Origin of the sequence: Pseudomonas sp. RL_5y_Pfl2_69 (genome assembly GCF_963970465.1) — a bacterium.
Classification (GTDB): domain Bacteria; phylum Pseudomonadota; class Gammaproteobacteria; order Pseudomonadales; family Pseudomonadaceae; genus Aquipseudomonas.
The window spans coordinates 223,318-239,886 of the sequence record NZ_CAXAOU010000006.1; the positions used below are offsets into that span (position 1 = coordinate 223,318).

Sequence of the window (16,569 nt, forward strand, 5' to 3'; positions counted from 1 at the left end):
TCCTTGAATATAGACGTGATAGACATCAGGGGAGGCGGACTGACTCAAATCCCGGGCACAAAAAAGCCGCCCATCAGCGGCTTTTTCAGAGAGGTGCGGTTTATTTCAAACCGGACATCTTCTCGATGGCGCCTTTAAGGTCTTCATCGGAGCACGTCATGCAGGTGCCTTTAGGCGGCATGGCGTTGATACCGGTGATGGCCTTGGCCAGGATGCCATCAAGGCCGCCCTGGTGATCAGCGCGCTCTTTCCAGGCTGCGGTGTCACCGATTTTCGGTGCGCCCAACAGGCCGGTGCCGTGGCATGCGCTGCAATGCTTGGCAATGATGTCGTCGGGGGTCATGCCGCCGCCACCGCCCACAGAGGCCGTCACTTCCATGCCTTTGCATTCTTGCCCTTGAACACAGACTTTACCGACTGGCTCAAGACGTTTTGCGATGTCATCGTTCGTTGTTGCCTGAGCGCTGACTGCCCAAAGGGCCATTACTGTTGCTGGTACGGCCAGCATTTTCATAATTAGGTTCACGCGTACACCCTCAATGGTGGCTAGTCACGCCCACAACCACGGTTTCGCGGGCGGGCGAAAGTATAACGGTTAGCCCGCCACTCTGAAACAACCCTAAAGACAAAGGGGGAATAGAGCTGGCGAAATGCATCTTCGGGTGCCTCTGCAAGCAGGCAGGGCGCCTCTGTTCTTAGAAGTTCGCCGGGGTGGCTGCGCTGATTAGTCGCGCCGCAACGTCGAACGGATTACGGAAACGGTGTGGCTTTGAGCTTTCGAAATAGTAGCTGTCACCGGCTTCGAGCACGAAGGTTTCAAGCCCCACGATTAACTCTAGGCGACCTTCCACTAAAATCCCGGTTTCTTCGCCTTCATGGGTCAGCATTTCGTCCCCGGTATCGGCACCCGGTGGATAAATCTCGTTGAGAAAGGCGATGGCACGGCTTGGATGTGCCTTGCCGACCAGTTTCATGGTCACGGCGCCATCGGAAATGTCGATCAGCTCGTTGGCTTTGTACACAATCTGAGTCGGGTTTTCTTGAAGGATCTCTTCGGAAAAAAACTCGACCATGGACATGGGGATGCCACTCAGCACTTTTCTCAGGGAGCTTATGGACGGGCTCACGCTGTTCTTTTCGATCATCGAAATGGTGCTGTTGGTGACGCCCGCGCGCTTGGCGAGTTCACGTTGTGACAGGCCTTTCAGTTTGCGGATGGATTGCAGTCGTTCACCGACGTCCAATGCGGGAGCCTCCTAGGGGTCAGATTCAGGTCGAGAAGTCGCCATCATGGCGATAGCGTTCAGTATTTACAACACTTCGACTTCAAACCTGGGTGCCCATCAGCCCCCGCACTTTGGATACAACCGATCAGCTACCGGAATAGAGGCGTGGCGCTCGTTTCAGGTTGCAGAAAATCTGGTAAGGAATGGTGTCTGCCTTGGCTGCCACTTCACTGGCGAGGATGTTTTTGCCCCACAGCTCCACTGTCGAACCCAGGCCTGCCTGCGGCACATCGGTGAGATCGATGCACAGCATGTCCATCGACACCCGGCCCAGCAATTGACTGCGTACACCGGCCACCAACACGGGCGTACCGGTGGGGGCCTGACGCGGATAGCCGTCGGCATACCCCATGGCGACCACGCCAATGCGCATCGGCTTCGGGGTAATGAATTTGGCGCCGTAGCCCACGGGCTCACCGGCGGGCAATTCGCGGACGTTAATCACCTTAGATTCCAGTGTCATCACCGGCTGCAGGCGTGATGCAGTGGCCTGGGGTTCGTCAAATGGCGAGGTGCCATACAGCATCAGGCCCGGGCGTACCCAGTCGCTTGGCACGCGTGGCCAGCCGAGTACAGCCGGCGAGTTACGCAAGCTGATTTCTGCCGTCAAGTCGGCGCGAGCGCCCAGGAACACCGCGACTTGCTCCACGCTTCGGGTGCAATCGAGTTCATCGGCGCGGGCAAAGTGGCTCATCAGCACGATTTTCGCCACATTGGCACTGGCCTGCAGACGCTGGTATGCAGCCTTGTAATCATTGGGGTGCAAACCGACGCGGTGCATGCCGCTGTCCAGTTTCAGCCACACGTGGATCGGTTTGGCGAGTCTGGCCTGCTCGATGGCATCGAGCTGCCACAGCGAATGCACCACGCACCAAAAGTCGTGTTCGACGATCAGTGGCAGTTCATCGGCTTCAAAAAAACCTTCGAGCAGCAGGATGGGCGCGCTAATACCGGCGGCGCGCAGTTCCAGTGCTTCTTCAATACAGGCGACGGCAAAACCGTCGGCTTCAGCCTCAAGGGCCTGGGCGCAGCGCACGGCTCCGTGGCCGTAGGCATCGGCCTTGATCACAGCGAGGGCTTTGGCCCCCGTGACTTCACGGGCCAGTTGGTAATTGTGACGCAGGGCTTGGAGGTCGATCAGGGCACGGGCTGGGCGCATGGCGGCGGGCTTCTAACGGCTGTTGAATAAAAAAACCGGCGCTGACCCGCGGCGTTAACCGCGTGCCGCGCCGGAAGAGGGACTGTTACTTGATCGAAAAACCTAGGGCAGTGCTGCCACAACAGACAATTCGACCAGGATTTCTGGTTCGCACAACTTGGCTTCGACGGTAGCGCGGGCCGGTGCAACGCCTTTAGGCAGCCACTGATCCCAGACGCTGTTCATGCCGGTAAAGTCGGCATCAATGTCTTTGAGGTAGATAGTTACCGACAGGATGCGGCTTTTGTCGGTACCCGCCAGGTCCAGCAAGTGCTCGATGTTGGCCAGTGTTTCACGGGTTTGCTGCTCAATCCCGGCGTTCATGTCGTCACCGACTTGACCAGAGAGGTAAACAGTACCGTTATGGGCAACGATCTGGCTCATGCGTTCATTGGTGAGCTGGCGCTGGATTGCCATGTTTTGCAGTCTCCTGGTGGTTGCCGTAGCGGGAAATATCAAGGCCTTCGGCGCTGATTTGTGGTGTCTTTCTGGCCATCACATCCGCAAGGAAGCGACCGGAGCCGCAGGCCATGGTCCAACCGAGCGTGCCATGACCGGTGTTCAGGAACAGGTTTTTGAACGGGGTCGCACCCACAATCGGCGTGCCGTCCGGCGTAGTAGGACGCAAGCCGGTCCAGAAGCTGGCCTGGCTCAAGTCACCGCCCTGAGGATAAAGGTCGTTGACGATCATCTCCAGGGTTTCGCGTCGGCGTGGGTTCAGCGACAGATCGAAGCCGGCGATTTCAGCCATGCCGCCAACGCGGATACGGTTGTCGAAACGGGTGATCGCGACCTTGTAGGTCTCGTCGAGAATAGTCGACGTCGGGGCCATGTCCGGATTGGTGATCGGGATGGTCAGCGAGTAACCCTTGAGCGGGTAAACCGGGGCCTTGATGCCCAGCGGCTTGAGCATCTGCGGCGAGTAGCTGCCCAGTGCCAGCACGTAGCGATCAGCGGTTTCGAGCTTGCCGTCGATCATTACGCCATTGATGCGGTCGCCTGCGTAGTCCAGACGCTGGATGTCCTGACCGAAGCGGAATTCAACACCCAGGTTCTTGGCCATTTCGGCCAGGCGGGTGGTAAACATCTGACAGTCGCCGGTCTGGTCATTGGGCAGACGCAGGGCGCCGGCCAGAATGTCGGTCACGTTGGCCAGTGCGGGTTCAACCCGGGCGATGCCTGCGCGGTCGAGCAGTTCGAACGGAACGCCGGACTCCTTGAGAACCGCGATGTCCTTGGCCGCGCCATCCAGTTGGGCCTGGGTGCGGAACAATTGAGTGGTGCCCAGGTTGCGAGCCTCGTAGGCGATGCCGGTTTCGGCGCGCAGCTCGTCGAGGCAGTCACGGCTGTACTCGGACAGGCGAACCATGCGCTCCTTGTTCACGGCATAGCGGCTGGCGGTGCAGTTGCGCAGCATTTGCGCCATCCACAGGTATTGGTCGATGTTGGCAGTGGCCTTGATTGCCAAGGGCGCGTGGCGCTCCAGCAGCCATTTGATTGCCTTCAGCGGCACACCCGGCGCTGCCCACGGGGAAGCGTAGCCTGGTGACACCTGGCCGGCGTTGGCAAAGCTGGTTTCCATTGCAACGGCTGGCTGACGGTCAACGACGACCACATCGAAACCGGCTCGGGCCAGATAATAGGCGCTGGCAGTACCAATAACGCCGCCACCCAATACCATAACTCGCATATTCATATCCCTCATCGCGGCCAGCCGCAGACGTTTATTGTTCAGAGCGAAGATGAGCGCAGTATATGAAGCATTGAGTAGTGGAATTCACTGTATAAGCAGCTATATTTGGCGACAATTCTCGGGCACAACCCTTTTCACGGAGGAGAATCTCCTATGCGTACAAATCACCAAACAAAACGTGAATTGGACAAGATTGACCGCAATATTTTGCGCATCCTTCAGGTCGATGGCCGCATCTCGTTTACCGAGCTGGGAGAGAAGGTCGGGCTGTCCACTACGCCCTGCACAGAACGGGTACGAAGGCTGGAACGTGAAGGCATCATCATGGGCTATAACGCCCGGCTCAACCCGCAGCACTTGCAGGGCAGCCTGCTGGTTTTTGTTGAGATCAGCCTGGACTACAAGTCTGGCGACACCTTTGATGAATTTCGCCGCGCGGTGCTGAAGTTACCTCACGTGCTGGAGTGCCATCTGGTGTCGGGGGATTTCGACTATCTGGTCAAGGCGCGGATCAGCGAGATGGCTTCATACCGCAAGTTGCTGGGCGACATCCTGCTCAAATTGCCCCACGTGCGTGAGTCCAAGAGCTATATCGTGATGGAAGAAGTGAAAGAGAGCCTGAACCTGCCGATTGCCGATTGAACCCTGCGGGCTTAAACCAGCACCTGGCGCGTACTGGCGATGTATTCATGCACCAGCTTCTCAGCGCTGGGATGAATCATTTCCACCGGGCGTCGGCCGTTGGGGCACGGCAGTGTGGGCGTGGTGCCGAACAGGCGACAGATCAATGGTCGCTCTTCATACACCGTGCAGCCATTGGGCCCCAGGTGCACGCAGTCAAGCTCGTCCATCGCGGCTTCCTGCTCGGCGGCAGTCTTGCGCGGCAAGCGGGCCATTTCTTCGGAGGAGGTGGTCACCGGTCCGCAGCAGTCATGGCAACCCGGCACGCAGTCAAACGAGGGGATTTGCTGCCTGAGAAAGCGGATCTTGTGACTGTTGCAGCTCATCCAGAACGTACCGATTTTGAAAAGGCCGCAAAGTCTGCCTGAAAACCCCGGCTCTAGACAGGGCCGTCCAGCTGTTCTTGCCCCGTGGGAATGGCCCGGCTTATGCTCCGTCAAATTTTCCAAACATCAATAATCAGGATTCGCCCATGAGCGCCCCGGTTCAGCGCAGCCAGCACACCGCCTCTTATTACGCCGCCAGCAGCCTGCCGCAGCCCGATCATCCGGTGCTGCAGGGGGATGTGGTGGCTGATGTGTGCGTGGTGGGCGGCGGCTTTTCCGGGCTCAACACCGCGTTGGAGCTTGCCGAGCGCGGCATGAGCGTCGTTTTGCTCGAGGCTCACAAGATCGGTTGGGGCGCCAGCGGGCGCAATGGCGGCCAATTGATTCGCGGTGTCGGCCATGGCCTTGAGCAGTTTGAAGGGGTTATCGGCAAAGACGGCGTACGGCAGATGAAGTTGATGGGGCTGGAGGCGGTGGAAATCGTTCGCCGTCGCGTAGAGCGCTTCAATATCGCCTGCGACCTGACATGGGGCTACTGCGATCTGGCCAACAAGCCGCGTGACCTTGAAGGTTTTGCCGAAGAAGCCCAGGAACTGCGGGGTTTGGGCTATCGCCACGAAATCCGTCTGCTGCAAGCCAGCGAGGTGCATAGCGTGGTGGGCTCGGATCGTTATGTCGGCGGCCTGATCGATATGGGCTCGGGGCATTTGCATCCACTCAACCTGGCGCTGGGCGAAGCGGCGGCAGCTGCGCAGCTGGGCGTGAAGCTATTTGAAAACTCCGCCGTGACCCGTATCGATTATGGCCCTGAAGTAAGGGTACACACGGCGCAGGGCTCGGTACGGGCCAAAAGCCTGGTGCTGGGCTGCAACGCCTATTTAAAAGACCTGAATCCGCAACTCAGTGGCAAGGTACTGCCTGCGGGCAGCTACATCATCGCCACCGAGCCGCTGAGCGAAGCCCAGGCCCACGCCTTGCTGCCGCAGAACATGGCGGTGTGTGATCAGCGGGTGGCGCTGGATTACTACAGGTTATCGGCGGATCGACGTTTGCTGTTTGGGGGGGCTTGTCACTATTCGGGTCGCGATCCTCAAGACATTGCGGCGTATATGCGGCCCAAAATGCTTGAGGTGTTCCCGCACCTCAACAACGTGAAAATCGATTACCAGTGGGGCGGCATGATCGGCATTGGCGCCAACCGCTTGCCACAGATCGGCCGCCTGCAAGAGCAGCCCAATGTGTATTACGCCCAGGCGTATTCAGGGCATGGGGTCAACGCGACTCACCTGGCGGGCAGATTGCTGGCCGAAGCCATCAGTGGTCAGCACAGCGACGGTTTTGATCTGTTCGCCAAAGTCCCGCACATCACCTTCCCTGGCGGCAAATACCTGCGCTCGCCGTTGCTGGCGCTGGGGATGCTGTGGCATCGGCTCAAAGAGCTGCGTTAAAACGGTGGGAGCGGACTTGCTCGCGATTCAGGCGCCGCAGTGCGCCTGATACAACGCGGCGCTTGAATCGCGAGCAAGCTCCCTTGCATACAGCGCAGTATTCACGAACGCCAAAAAGGTTTGCAGCCTTCGCGTCGGGCCATTTCGCGGCTCAGGCCCACGTCACGCAGTTGATTCTCGTCCAGGTTGAGCAGCACGCGGCGGCTGCGTGCGCGGTGCCAGAACAGGCTCCAGCGCCCCAGCGCTGCAGGGGCGTTAACGATTTCCCTGGCCTCGTGTTCGGCCAGTAATTGTTGGCTGTGCAGCGTCAGGCGGACATCGCTCAAACCATTCATCAGACAGCTCCTTTTGACTCGATTACCATGAGTCAGCATGATGGCCTTACGCTCAAAACCATGACAGATTCAGCAAAGTCATTTTATATACATACAGATACGGCCTTTTAGACGCTGAATCCTCGGTTTTCAGCTCATCTGTACTGGTCAGCACTCCTGGAGTCCGGCAATGTCCCTTTACGTCAATCTCGCTGACCTGCTCGGTACGCGCATCGAACAGGGCTTTTATCGTCCTGGCGACCGCTTGCCATCAGTGCGGGCGCTAAGCGCCGAGCATGGCGTGAGCCTGAGCACGGTGCAGCAGGCGTATCGGTTGCTGGAAGACAATGGGCTGGCTTCACCACGCCCCAAGTCCGGGTACTTCGTGCCAATGGAACGTGAGCTGCCTGCCTTGCCGGGCATGGGTAAACCGGCTCAGCGGCCGGTGGAAATTTCCCAGTGGGAACAAGTGCTGGAACTGGTGCGTTCCGTGCCGCAGAAGGACGTGATCCAGTTGGGACGGGGCATGCCTGACGTCACTACGCCAACCATCAAGCCGCTGTTGCGCAGCCTGGCGCAAATCAGTCGTCGCCTGGATTTGCCCGGTCTGTATTACGACAACGTGTACGGGGTGCTGGGCCTGCGTGAGCAGTTGGCGCGCCTGTTGCTCGATTCGGGCTGCCAGCTGGGTGCTGAAGACCTGGTGATCACTACCGGCTGCCATGAGGCGCTGTCGTGCAGTATTCGCGCGGTGTGTGAGCCGGGTGACATCGTGGCGGTCGATTCGCCGAGTTTTCATGGCGCCATGCAAACCCTCAAGGGGTTGGGCATGAAGGCGCTCGAGATCCCTACCGATCCGCTGACCGGCATCAGTCTCGAGGCGCTGGAGCTGGCGCTGGAGCAGTGGCCGATCAAGGCGATCCAGATTACGCCCAGCTGTAACAACCCGCTGGGCTACATCATGCCCGAGGCTCGCAAGCGGGCGCTGGTGACACTGGCTCAGCGTTTCGATGTGGCGATTATCGAAGACGATGTGTACGGCGAACTGGCTTATACCTATCCCCGTCCGCGTACGATCAAATCCTTCGACGATGATGGGCGGGTCTTGCTGTGCAGCTCATTTTCCAAAACCCTAGCCCCCGGCTTGCGCGTTGGCTGGGTTGCGCCGGGTCGTTATCTGGAGCGGGTGCTGCACATGAAATACATCAGCACCGGTTCCACAGCGCCACAGCCGCAACTGGCCATTGCCGACTTTTTAAAGAACGGCCATTTCGAGCCGCACCTGCGCAAAATGCGCAGCCAATATCAGCGCAATCGAGACCTGATGCTGGGCTGGATCAGTCGCTACTTTCCACCCGGCACTCGCGCCAGTCGGCCTCAAGGCAGTTTTATGCTCTGGCTGGAGCTGCCGGAAGGGTTTGACAGCTTGCGCCTCAACCGCGCGCTGCTGGATCAGGGGGTGCAGATTGCGGTGGGCAGTATTTTCTCTGCCTCGGGCAAATACCGTAACTGCTTGCGCATGAACTACGCTGCAAAGCCTACGCCTCAGGTTGAAGAGGCGGTGCGCAAGGTCGGGATGGCGGCCAGTAAACTGTTGGCAGAAGCTGTTTAATCACCCTGTGACGTCCGGCCCGAGGCTCTACACGTTGAAATCACTCTGTGCATTGTTTTTGGCTGTATTGCTGGGAGGTTGTGTCACTTTGGACGTGCCCCGTGAGCCAACCCAGGCGTTGCCAGCGGCAGACTCGGCCTTTGGCCGCTCCATCCAGGCCCAGGCCGCGCCCTATCAGGGCCGCTCCGGATTTCGCCTGCTGCCCAACAGCGGCGAAGCGTTCAGGGCCCGTGCAGAGCTGATCCGCAACGCGCAAAGCAGCCTCGACTTGCAGTACTACATCGTCCACGACGGGTTGAGTACGCGCATGCTGATTGATGAACTGCTCAAGGCGGCAGATCGCGGCGTGCGCGTGCGGATCCTGCTCGATGACACCGCCAGTGATGGCCTGGACGATATCCTGGCGACACTTGCGGCCCATCCCAATATCCAGATCCGGCTGTTCAATCCTCTGCAGTTGGGACGCAGCACGGGCGTGACCCGAGCCATGGGGCGGCTGTTCAACCTCTCGCGCCAGCACCGGCGCATGCACAACAAACTCTGGCTGGCCGATAACAGCGTGGCGATTGTGGGTGGGCGCAATCTGGGCGATGAGTATTTCGATGCCAAGCCCGAGCTGAACTTCACCGATATCGACTTGCTCAGCGTTGGCCCGGTAGCAGAACAATTGGGGCACGGTTTCGATCAATACTGGAACAGCGCCCTCAGCCAGCCGATTGGTGATTTTGTCTCGTCGAAACTGTCTGTGCATGAGTTGGGCAAGGCGCGTAAAAAACTCGAGGCCTCGCTCAAGCGGGCGCAGCAACGCAACCCGGCGCTTTATCAAGAGCTGGCATCCTATGAGACCAACCCGCAGCTGGATGTTTGGCGCAAAGAGCTGATCTGGGCCTGGAATCAGGCGCTGTGGGATGCGCCGAGCAAGGTGCTGGCCAGGGGGGAGCCAGACTCCCACTTGTTGCTGACCACGCAGTTGGCGCCGGAGCTGGCGGGAGTGAACCAGGAGCTGATCCTGATCTCGGCCTATTTTGTGCCGGGTGAAACCGGGTTGGTGTACCTGACGGGTCGAGCGGATGCGGGGGTCGATGTACGTTTATTGACCAACTCACTGGAAGCGACGGACGTACCCGCTGTTCACGGCGGCTACGCCCCTTACCGCAAAGCGTTGCTGGAGCACGGGGTCAAACTGTTTGAACTGCGTCGCCAGCCGGGTAGCAAGGGAGGCAGTGGACTGCACCTGTTCAAGCACGGGATGAGTTCGGATTCGAGCCTGCACAGCAAGGCGATGATTTTTGACCAGCAGAAATCATTTATTGGCTCTTTCAATTTCGACCCGCGTTCGGGGTTGTGGAACACCGAGGTCGGTGTGTTGGTGGACAGCCCGGAACTGGCCGCCGAAGCCCGCAAACTGGCCCTGCAAGGCATGGCTCCGGCCTTGAGCTATGAGCCACGGCTTGAGCAGGGCAAGCTTGTCTGGGTGACTGAAGACAACGGCCAGTTGCACACCTTGCATCGCGAGCCGGGCAACTGGTGGCGCCGGCTCAATGCCTGGTTCAGCAAGCGTGTGGGGCTGGAAAAGATGCTATGAAGCCGTTGCTTGCTCCGCGCCGAATGCTCCCTGGCGCAACACCAGAATCACCAGTACCAGCGCGCCTGCGGCCATGAACAGCGGCAAGGCGTGCCCGCTGATCCACTGGCTGCCCGCACCGGCGGCCAATGGCCCGATCAGGCAGCCGATACCCCACAGTTGCGCGACGTGGGCGTTGGCGCGCACCAGGGCATCGTCACGGTAGCGTTCGCCGATCAGGATCAGCGACAAGGTGAACAAGCCGCCGGCACTGGCACCGAAGATCACCCACAGCGGCCAGATCAGCAGGGTATTGAGCAAGAACGGCACCGCCAGGCTCGACAGCATCAGCAGGACTGCGCAGCCGGTAAACAGCGAACGGCGGGACAGACGGTCGGCCAGCGCTCCTATCGGCAATTGCAGCAGGGCATCACCCACCACAACGGTGCTGACCATCGCCAGCGCAATGTCAGCGGTAAAGCCCTGGCGCAGGCAGTAGATGGGCAGAAGCGTAAGAATCATCGCCTCAAAAGCAGCAAACAGCGCTACGGCCCACGCAATAGCCGGTAAGCCTCGACAGAATCCCAGTAAATCCTTGAAGGTCACGCTGCAGGATTCGGTGGTGGGTGCACCATCGCGACCCATGAGCAGTAAAGGCGCGAGCGTCAGCAATGCAACGCCGATCCAGAATCCGTAGTCATCTTCAGAGCCGACCAGGCCCAGCAGCAGTGGCCCGGACAATTGGCTCAAGGCATAGGCCGAGCCATACAGCGCGACCAGGCGGCCGCGCCATTGCTCGACCACCAACTGGTTGATCCAGCTTTCGCCGAGAATAAAGATAATCGTGAGTACCACGCCGATCAGCAGCCGCAGCACCAGCCACACCGGATAGCTGGGCAGTAACGCCAGCAGCCCGATGGACAGCGCCCCACACCACAGACACAGGCGCATCAGGGCGGGTGTGCCAAAGCGTGCAGCCAGCTTGCTTGCCAGGCTGGCGCCGACCAGTACACCTATCGCCGGCATGGCGGCCATGACGCCAATTGCGAACCCGCCATAACCCCAGCTTTCAAGCCTGAACGATACCAGCGGCATGCTCACGCCCAGTGCCAGGCCGACACTGAGAACCGAGGCCAGAACGGCGAAATACGTCGCCCAACGCATGTCTGTGCTCCAAATGTGTGGTGTAAAAACCAGTGTGGGAGCGGGCTTGGCCGCGATGAAGGCACCGGGGTCTGTCAGTCAGACCTCGATGCTGCCATCGCGGGCAAGCCCGCTCCCACAGGGTGTTGCGTTAAGGCTGTTACAGCTTGATCCAGGTGGATTTCAGCTCGGTGTATTTGTCGAACGCGTGCAACGACTTGTCACGCCCGTTGCCCGACTGTTTAAAGCCGCCAAACGGTGCGGTCATGTCGCCGCCATCGTACTGGTTGACCCACACGCTGCCGGCGCGCAGGGCTTTGGCGGTCAGGTGAGCCTTGGAGATGTCAGCTGTCCACACTGCTGCGGCCAGGCCGTAGGGCGTGTCGTTGGCGATCTGGATGGCTTCTTCGGCACTGTCGAAGGTGATCACCGACAGCACGGGACCGAAGATTTCTTCCTGGGCGATTTTCATCGCATTGCTCACACCATCGAAAATCGTCGGTTCAACGTAGGTGCCGCCGGTTTCCTGCAGGATTTGTTTGCCGCCTGCTACCAGTTTTGCGCCTTCGCTGTGGCCGGACTCGATGTACGACAGCACGGTGTTCATTTGCTGGGTATCAACCAGAGCGCCCACGGTGGTTTCCGGGTCCAGCGGGTTGCCGGGCTTCCAGCCTTTGAGGGCCTGGATCACCAGCGGCAGGAATTTGTCCTTGATCGAGCGCTCCACCAGCAGGCGCGAACCGGCTGTGCACACTTCACCCTGGTTGAAGGCAATGGCGCTGGCAGCGGATTCGGCCGCAGCCTGCAGGTCCGGTGCATCGGCGAAGACGATGTTCGGGCTCTTGCCACCCGCTTCAAGCCAGACGCGCTTCATGTTGGATTCGCCGGAATAGATCATCAGTTGCTTGGCGATCTTGGTCGAGCCGGTGAATACCAGGGTGTCGACATCCATGTGCAGGGCCAGGGCCTTGCCGACGGTATGGCCATAGCCTGGCAGCACGTTGAGCACGCCCGCAGGAATGCCGGCTTCAACGGCCAGAGCTGCGATACGGATGGCAGTCAGTGGGGATTTTTCAGACGGCTTGAGGATTACCGAGTTACCGGTCGACAGAGCCGGACCGAGTTTCCAGCAGGCCATCATCAACGGGAAGTTCCACGGTACGATCGCGGCGACAACGCCAACGGCTTCGCGGGTCACCAGGCCCAGTTGGTTGTGGGGGGTGGCAGCGACTTCGTCGTAGATTTTGTCGATGGCTTCACCGCTCCAGCTCAGCGCGCCGGCGGCACCTGGCACGTCGATGCCCAGGGAGTCACTGATCGGCTTGCCCATATCCAGGGTTTCAAGCAGGGCCAGTTCTTCGGCGTTTTGTTTCAGCAGGCCGGCAAAGCGGATCATCGTGGCCTTGCGCTTGGCCGGGGCCAGGCGGGACCAGACACCGGACTCAAACGTCTGGCGTGCATTGTCTACGGCTCTCTGGGCATCAGCGCTATCGCAGCTGGCAATTTTGCCCAGCAAACGGCCATCGACCGGGCTCAGACACTCGAACGTTTCATTGGAGACCGCATCGGTGTACTCACCATTGATGTAGGCGCGACCTTCGATTTTCAGCTCTTGGGCCCGTTGTTCCCAATCAGCACGCGTCAGGGTGGTCATTCGAGTGTCCTCCTCTTATTGAAATGGAAGCGTCACCCTAAACCAGTGGCCCAGGAACTTTCAATATATTTGACACATGAGTCGCAAACGGCATGGCTTGTTCGTTTTAATAAACATAGACTTTGGTTTTTCTGGCCACATACACCGCAATTTCGGGGGGACAAGAACCATGAGCATCGCAACCATCGTCGATTTCAGCACTGCCAACACCCAGGCTGACCGCTTCAGCCCGGCACCGGAAAAGGTGCTCAAGGGCGCTCCCGAACAAGTTATCCACAACCATTACAACAGTCCGTGCGGACAAATGAATGCGGGCGTGTGGGAAGGTGCTGTGGGTCAGTGGACGGTCAATTACACCGAGCATGAATACTGCGAGATTGTGCAGGGCGTTTCTGTCTTGCGTGACCATGAGGGTAACGCCAAGACCCTCCGGGCCGGTGATCGTTTTGTCATCCCGGCAGGGTTTCGCGGGACGTGGGAAGTGCTTGAACCATGTCGGAAGATTTACGTGGTGTTTGAACAGAAGGTTTGAAAGCACTGATCCAGAGCGCTTTAAGAGCCCTGCCTGATATTGAAGGCGGGGCTTTTTTATGGGCATTTGCCGCACCTTGAAAGACAAACCAGGAAACACGTCGCCGCGGATGCGGGCGTCAAAGTGAGCCAGTCTTTGGAGGGCAGGGAATTGCGGTGCCAAACACTCATGGACGAGCAGGCACTGTCAGCCCCCGCACTCACAATGGATTTTTTAACAAGGATGAATCATGTCGAAGACTACTGTTTCCAAAAGTGCCGCGCTGGCGGCAAGCATGATGCTCGCAGCGTTTTCACTGCCTGCGATGGCTGCTGAAGAGGGCCTGTGCGATAAGAATCTGGCGCTCAACTATGTGGTTGCACCAGAAGTGACGCCGCAGTTGGTGGAGTTGTGGCGCAACACTTACGGCGCTCGGGAGGTCCGCGTGGAGGTCCCTGGCAAGGGCTATACCAAGGAGTTCAACATCTATCGCCTTAGGGTGTTGGTCAATGAAGGCAACAAGCTCAGCTCGCTGAGCTGTGGTTGAACAGGGTGCGGTAACGGTGCGTAAGTGCAGCTAAACCGCAGGCAACAAAAAAGGCCCGTATCGTGAGATATGGGCCTTTTTTGTAAGAAGAAAAACCAATTACTTGATTTTGGCTTCTTTGTAGATCACGTGCTTGCGAACCCGCGGATCGAATTTTTTGATTTCGATTTTGTCCGGAGTGGTGCGCTTGTTCTTATCAGTGGTGTAGAAATGGCCTGTACCAGCGCTCGACACCAAACGGATCAATTCACGCATGATTAGCTCCCTTAGATCTTGCCAGCACGGCGGATTTCGGCCAGCACGACAGTAATGCCACGCTTGTCGATGATACGCATGCCTTTAGCAGATACGCGCAGACGAACAAAACGTTTCTCTTCTTCAACCCAGAAGCGGTGATGCTGCAGGTTCGGCAGGAAACGACGACGGGTTTTGTTATTTGCGTGGGAAATGTTATTCCCAGTCACCGGACCCTTACCGGTAACTTGACAGACTCTCGACATGCCTCAGCCCTCTAAAACCACATGCCCAACCCGGCATGGGTTGGCCGCTTAATCTCTCAGTCATGGCGCCAGGCGCCGCGTTTCTTTAAGGGTCTTACCGGCTACACCTACAAACGCAGGAACCGGGCCCCTAGAAAAGAGCGCTGCTTTATACCAGAAAGACTAAAGAGCAACAACAGGCAGTGTGATTTGCTGTAATTAATGAAGCCGCCATTTTAACGCCAATCCACGCGGCGTCTATGCCTTAAAGCGTTTTACCGCTCGTCGCGGGGAGAAGATTTTCAGGCGAAGTGTGTACCTGTAGTGGCTGCCGAAGGCTGCGTAAAGGTCCGTACAGACCCGGGAAAACGGGTTGCTTCGCAACCCTTCGCAGCCTTCGGCAGCGACTACGGGGCTTCAAACGCTATTAAAAAGTAGTCATTTGAGTAGCGGAACACTAGGGTAGGACTTTTCCAGACTGCACTTGCAGATGGGCCTCATCGACTTGTAAAGGAAACAGATCATGCGCCTCGCTGCCGTCCCCTTTTTGCTCACCTTTTGCCTGACCCCCCTGGTACAGGCGGCCACTTTGAGCGTTTGCACCGAGGCCAGCCCCGAAGGGTTCGATGTGGTGCAGTACAACTCGCTCAGTACCACCAATGCCTCGGCAGACGTGCTGATGAACCGCCTGGTGGACTTTGACGCCCAAGCAGCCAAGCTGGTGCCGGGTTTGGCGCAAAGCTGGTCAGTGTCCCCTGATGGCCTTGTGTACGACTTTAAGCTGCGTCCTGGCGTCAAGTTTCACAGCACGCCCTATTTCACCCCGAGCCGGGCGTTGAATGCCGATGACGTGCGTTTCAGCTTCGAGCGCATGCTCGACCCTGCTAATCCGTGGCACAAGGTGGCTCAAAGCGGTTTCCCCCATGCCCAGTCCTTGCAGTTGCCTGAGCTGATAAAAAAGATCGAAACGCCGGACCCGCTGACGGTTCGTTTCACTCTCAGCCGTCCTGACTCCACCTTTCTGCCAGCACTGAGCATGGGGTTTGCGTCGATCTACTCGGCCGAATACGCCGACAAACTGATGAAAGCCGGCACTCCGGAGCTGATGAACAGTCAGCCGATCGGCACCGGGCCTTTTATATTCAGCCGTTTCCAGAAAGATGCGGTAGTGCGTTACAAGGCCAATCCTGACTACTTCGCAGGCAAACCCGCTGTGGATGGGCTGATTTTTGCCATCACGCCGGACGCCAACGTGCGGCTACAAAAATTGCGCCGCAATGAGTGCCAGATTGCGCTATCGCCCAAGCCACTGGACGTGGCGGCAGCGATCAAAGACCCCGCGTTGTCGGTCACGCAAACCCCTGCCTTCATGACCGCGTTTGTGGCCATCAACAGCCAGCATCCGCCTCTGGACAAGCCTGAGGTGCGCCAGGCCATAAACCTGGCTTTCGACAAGGACACTTATCTCAAGGCCGTGTTTGAAAACAGCGCCCAGGCGGCCAACGGTATTTACCCGGCCACAACCTGGAGCTTCGCCAAGGATTTGCCGGGGTATGCCCACGACCCTCAAAAAGCCCGCGAACTCCTGGCCAAGGCTGGCTTCAAGGACGGTTTTAAAACCACCATCTGGACGCGTCCGACGGGCAGCGTGCTCAATCCGAACCCAAGTCTGGGGGCGCAGTTGTTGCAGGCCGATCTGGCCAAGATCGGTATCCAGGCCGACATTCGAGTGATCGAGTGGGGTGAGCTGATTCGCCGCGCCAAGGCGGGTGAGCACGACCTGCTGTTTATGGGCTGGGCCGGTGATAACGGCGACCCTGACAATTTCCTGACGCCACAGTTTTCATGTGCGGCGGTGAAGTCCGGGACCAACTTTGCCCGTTATTGCGACAAGGCTCTGGACAGTTTGATCAGCGAAGGCAAAACCCTGACCGATCAGGACAAACGCAGTGCCTTGTATCAAAAGGCCCAGGCGCAGATCCAGCAGCAGGCGCTGTGGCTGCCGCTGGCGCATCCGACAGCCTACGCACTCACCCGTAAAGACGTTCAGGGCTATCAGGTGAGTCCTTTTGGGCGTCAGGACTTTTCGACGGTCAGCGTTAAGCCTTGAACG

At 58.5% G+C, this 16,569-nt stretch carries 18 protein-coding genes; 7 read left to right on the top strand and 11 right to left on the bottom strand.

Translation table 11 applies throughout. The annotated features are described in order from the left end of the window. Window positions 1-100: 100 nt before the first annotated feature. The 5 genes from AACY07_RS12870 to dadA form a co-directional block, all read right to left on the bottom strand. Window positions 101-514 (bottom strand): c-type cytochrome, encoded by a 414-nt coding sequence (locus AACY07_RS12870; protein ID WP_133075340.1) that lies wholly within the window; start codon window positions 512-514, stop codon window positions 101-103. Between the two features lie 181 nt (window positions 515-695). After that, complete coding sequence (locus AACY07_RS12875; protein WP_019828220.1) at window positions 696-1,244, bottom strand: cupin domain-containing protein; 549 nt, start codon at window positions 1,242-1,244, stop codon at window positions 696-698. 127 nt (window positions 1,245-1,371) lie between these two features. Continuing rightward, window positions 1,372-2,445, bottom strand: coding sequence for an alanine racemase (gene alr, locus AACY07_RS12880; RefSeq protein WP_339475075.1), 1,074 nt, complete (start codon window positions 2,443-2,445; stop codon window positions 1,372-1,374). Between the two features lie 102 nt (window positions 2,446-2,547). Further along, a complete protein-coding gene (locus AACY07_RS12885; protein ID WP_326398749.1) occupies window positions 2,548-2,901 on the bottom strand; it encodes a RidA family protein in 354 nt (117 codons plus the stop codon). Next, a complete protein-coding gene (dadA, locus tag AACY07_RS12890) occupies window positions 2,873-4,174 on the bottom strand; it encodes a D-amino acid dehydrogenase (RefSeq protein ID WP_133075049.1) in 1,302 nt (433 codons plus the stop codon). Before dadA ends, AACY07_RS12885 begins: the two co-directional genes overlap by 29 nt. 156 nt (window positions 4,175-4,330) lie before the next feature. Here dadA and AACY07_RS12895 point away from each other — a divergent pair, with 156 nt between their 5' ends. Continuing rightward, window positions 4,331-4,819 carry an Lrp/AsnC ligand binding domain-containing protein gene (locus AACY07_RS12895; RefSeq protein ID WP_016782681.1) on the top strand — a complete coding sequence of 163 codons (489 nt, stop codon included), beginning with the start codon at window positions 4,331-4,333 and terminating at the stop codon, window positions 4,817-4,819. 11 nt (window positions 4,820-4,830) lie between these two features. On the opposite strand, the gene AACY07_RS12900 is transcribed toward AACY07_RS12895, so the two are convergent. Beyond that, entirely contained in the window at window positions 4,831-5,184 is a 354-nt protein-coding gene (locus tag AACY07_RS12900) for a YkgJ family cysteine cluster protein (RefSeq protein WP_133075050.1), read from the bottom strand. Between the two features lie 146 nt (window positions 5,185-5,330). Between AACY07_RS12900 and AACY07_RS12905 the strand changes: the two genes are divergently transcribed. Next, window positions 5,331-6,632, top strand: coding sequence for an NAD(P)/FAD-dependent oxidoreductase (locus AACY07_RS12905; protein ID WP_339475079.1), 1,302 nt, complete (start codon window positions 5,331-5,333; stop codon window positions 6,630-6,632). A gap of 101 nt (window positions 6,633-6,733) precedes the next feature. Here the strand turns inward: AACY07_RS12905 and AACY07_RS12910 are convergent, their stop codons facing one another. Beyond that, the gene (locus AACY07_RS12910; RefSeq protein ID WP_339475082.1) at window positions 6,734-6,967 is read right to left on the bottom strand and encodes a DUF1127 domain-containing protein; all 234 of its coding nucleotides are present in this window, start codon (window positions 6,965-6,967) and stop codon (window positions 6,734-6,736) included. Between the two features lie 169 nt (window positions 6,968-7,136). Between AACY07_RS12910 and AACY07_RS12915 the strand changes: the two genes are divergently transcribed. Next, window positions 7,137-8,558 (top strand): aminotransferase-like domain-containing protein, encoded by a 1,422-nt coding sequence (locus AACY07_RS12915; RefSeq protein WP_339475084.1) that lies wholly within the window; start codon window positions 7,137-7,139, stop codon window positions 8,556-8,558. Window positions 8,559-8,592: 34 nt separating this feature from the next. Beyond that, window positions 8,593-10,143 carry a phospholipase D family protein gene (locus AACY07_RS12920; RefSeq protein ID WP_339475086.1) on the top strand — a complete coding sequence of 517 codons (1,551 nt, stop codon included), beginning with the start codon at window positions 8,593-8,595 and terminating at the stop codon, window positions 10,141-10,143. On the opposite strand, the gene AACY07_RS12925 is transcribed toward AACY07_RS12920, so the two are convergent. Together AACY07_RS12925 and AACY07_RS12930 are read right to left on the bottom strand one after the other, a co-directional pair. Further along, on the bottom strand, window positions 10,138-11,286 hold the full coding sequence (locus tag AACY07_RS12925; protein ID WP_339475089.1) for an MFS transporter: 1,149 nt from the start codon (window positions 11,284-11,286) through the stop codon (window positions 10,138-10,140). The two genes, AACY07_RS12920 and AACY07_RS12925, sit on opposite strands and share 6 nt — an antisense overlap. A 139-nt stretch (window positions 11,287-11,425) precedes the next feature. Then, window positions 11,426-12,919 (bottom strand): aldehyde dehydrogenase, encoded by a 1,494-nt coding sequence (locus AACY07_RS12930; protein ID WP_133075056.1) that lies wholly within the window; start codon window positions 12,917-12,919, stop codon window positions 11,426-11,428. A 169-nt stretch (window positions 12,920-13,088) separates the two neighbouring features. On the opposite strand from AACY07_RS12930, the gene AACY07_RS12935 reads away from it, so the two are divergent. Beyond that, window positions 13,089-13,451 carry a cupin domain-containing protein gene (locus tag AACY07_RS12935; protein ID WP_339475092.1) on the top strand — a complete coding sequence of 121 codons (363 nt, stop codon included), beginning with the start codon at window positions 13,089-13,091 and terminating at the stop codon, window positions 13,449-13,451. A 229-nt stretch (window positions 13,452-13,680) separates the two neighbouring features. After that, on the top strand, window positions 13,681-13,977 hold the full coding sequence (locus AACY07_RS12940) for an I78 family peptidase inhibitor (RefSeq protein WP_339475094.1): 297 nt from the start codon (window positions 13,681-13,683) through the stop codon (window positions 13,975-13,977). A gap of 99 nt (window positions 13,978-14,076) precedes the next feature. Here AACY07_RS12940 and rpmG read toward each other — a convergent pair whose 3' ends face one another. Both rpmG and rpmB read right to left on the bottom strand, forming a co-directional pair. After that, window positions 14,077-14,232, bottom strand: a complete 156-nt coding sequence (gene rpmG, locus AACY07_RS12945; RefSeq protein ID WP_003437824.1) for a 50S ribosomal protein L33 — start codon at window positions 14,230-14,232, stop codon at window positions 14,077-14,079. An 11-nt stretch (window positions 14,233-14,243) separates the two neighbouring features. After that, complete coding sequence (gene rpmB / locus AACY07_RS12950) at window positions 14,244-14,477, bottom strand: 50S ribosomal protein L28 (protein WP_019410280.1); 234 nt, start codon at window positions 14,475-14,477, stop codon at window positions 14,244-14,246. A gap of 502 nt (window positions 14,478-14,979) precedes the next feature. Between rpmB and AACY07_RS12955 the strand changes: the two genes are divergently transcribed. Continuing rightward, window positions 14,980-16,566, top strand: a complete 1,587-nt coding sequence (locus AACY07_RS12955) for an ABC transporter substrate-binding protein (RefSeq protein ID WP_133075059.1) — start codon at window positions 14,980-14,982, stop codon at window positions 16,564-16,566. Window positions 16,567-16,569: the final 3 nt, after the last annotated feature.

Excerpts from the sequence above, each read along its gene's own strand:
- AACY07_RS12870 (WP_133075340.1), bottom strand. The coding sequence starts at position 514 with ATGAAAATGCTGGCCGTACCAGCAACAGTAATGGCCCTTTGGGCAGTC.
- alr (WP_339475075.1), bottom strand. The coding sequence starts at position 2,445 with ATGCGCCCAGCCCGTGCCCTGATCGACCTCCAAGCCCTGCGTCACAAT.
- AACY07_RS12885 (WP_326398749.1), bottom strand. The coding sequence starts at position 2,901 with ATGGCAATCCAGCGCCAGCTCACCAATGAACGCATGAGCCAGATCGTT.
- dadA (WP_133075049.1), bottom strand. The coding sequence starts at position 4,174 with ATGCGAGTTATGGTATTGGGTGGCGGCGTTATTGGTACTGCCAGCGCC.
- AACY07_RS12895 (WP_016782681.1), top strand. The coding sequence starts at position 4,331 with ATGCGTACAAATCACCAAACAAAACGTGAATTGGACAAGATTGACCGC.
- AACY07_RS12900 (WP_133075050.1), bottom strand. The coding sequence starts at position 5,184 with ATGAGCTGCAACAGTCACAAGATCCGCTTTCTCAGGCAGCAAATCCCC.
- AACY07_RS12905 (WP_339475079.1), top strand. The coding sequence starts at position 5,331 with ATGAGCGCCCCGGTTCAGCGCAGCCAGCACACCGCCTCTTATTACGCC.
- AACY07_RS12910 (WP_339475082.1), bottom strand. The coding sequence starts at position 6,967 with ATGAATGGTTTGAGCGATGTCCGCCTGACGCTGCACAGCCAACAATTA.
- AACY07_RS12915 (WP_339475084.1), top strand. The coding sequence starts at position 7,137 with ATGTCCCTTTACGTCAATCTCGCTGACCTGCTCGGTACGCGCATCGAA.
- AACY07_RS12925 (WP_339475089.1), bottom strand. The coding sequence starts at position 11,286 with ATGCGTTGGGCGACGTATTTCGCCGTTCTGGCCTCGGTTCTCAGTGTC.
- AACY07_RS12930 (WP_133075056.1), bottom strand. The coding sequence starts at position 12,919 with ATGACCACCCTGACGCGTGCTGATTGGGAACAACGGGCCCAAGAGCTG.
- AACY07_RS12935 (WP_339475092.1), top strand. The coding sequence starts at position 13,089 with ATGAGCATCGCAACCATCGTCGATTTCAGCACTGCCAACACCCAGGCT.
- AACY07_RS12940 (WP_339475094.1), top strand. The coding sequence starts at position 13,681 with ATGTCGAAGACTACTGTTTCCAAAAGTGCCGCGCTGGCGGCAAGCATG.
- rpmG (WP_003437824.1), bottom strand. The coding sequence starts at position 14,232 with ATGCGTGAATTGATCCGTTTGGTGTCGAGCGCTGGTACAGGCCATTTC.
- rpmB (WP_019410280.1), bottom strand. The coding sequence starts at position 14,477 with ATGTCGAGAGTCTGTCAAGTTACCGGTAAGGGTCCGGTGACTGGGAAT.
- AACY07_RS12955 (WP_133075059.1), top strand. The coding sequence starts at position 14,980 with ATGCGCCTCGCTGCCGTCCCCTTTTTGCTCACCTTTTGCCTGACCCCC.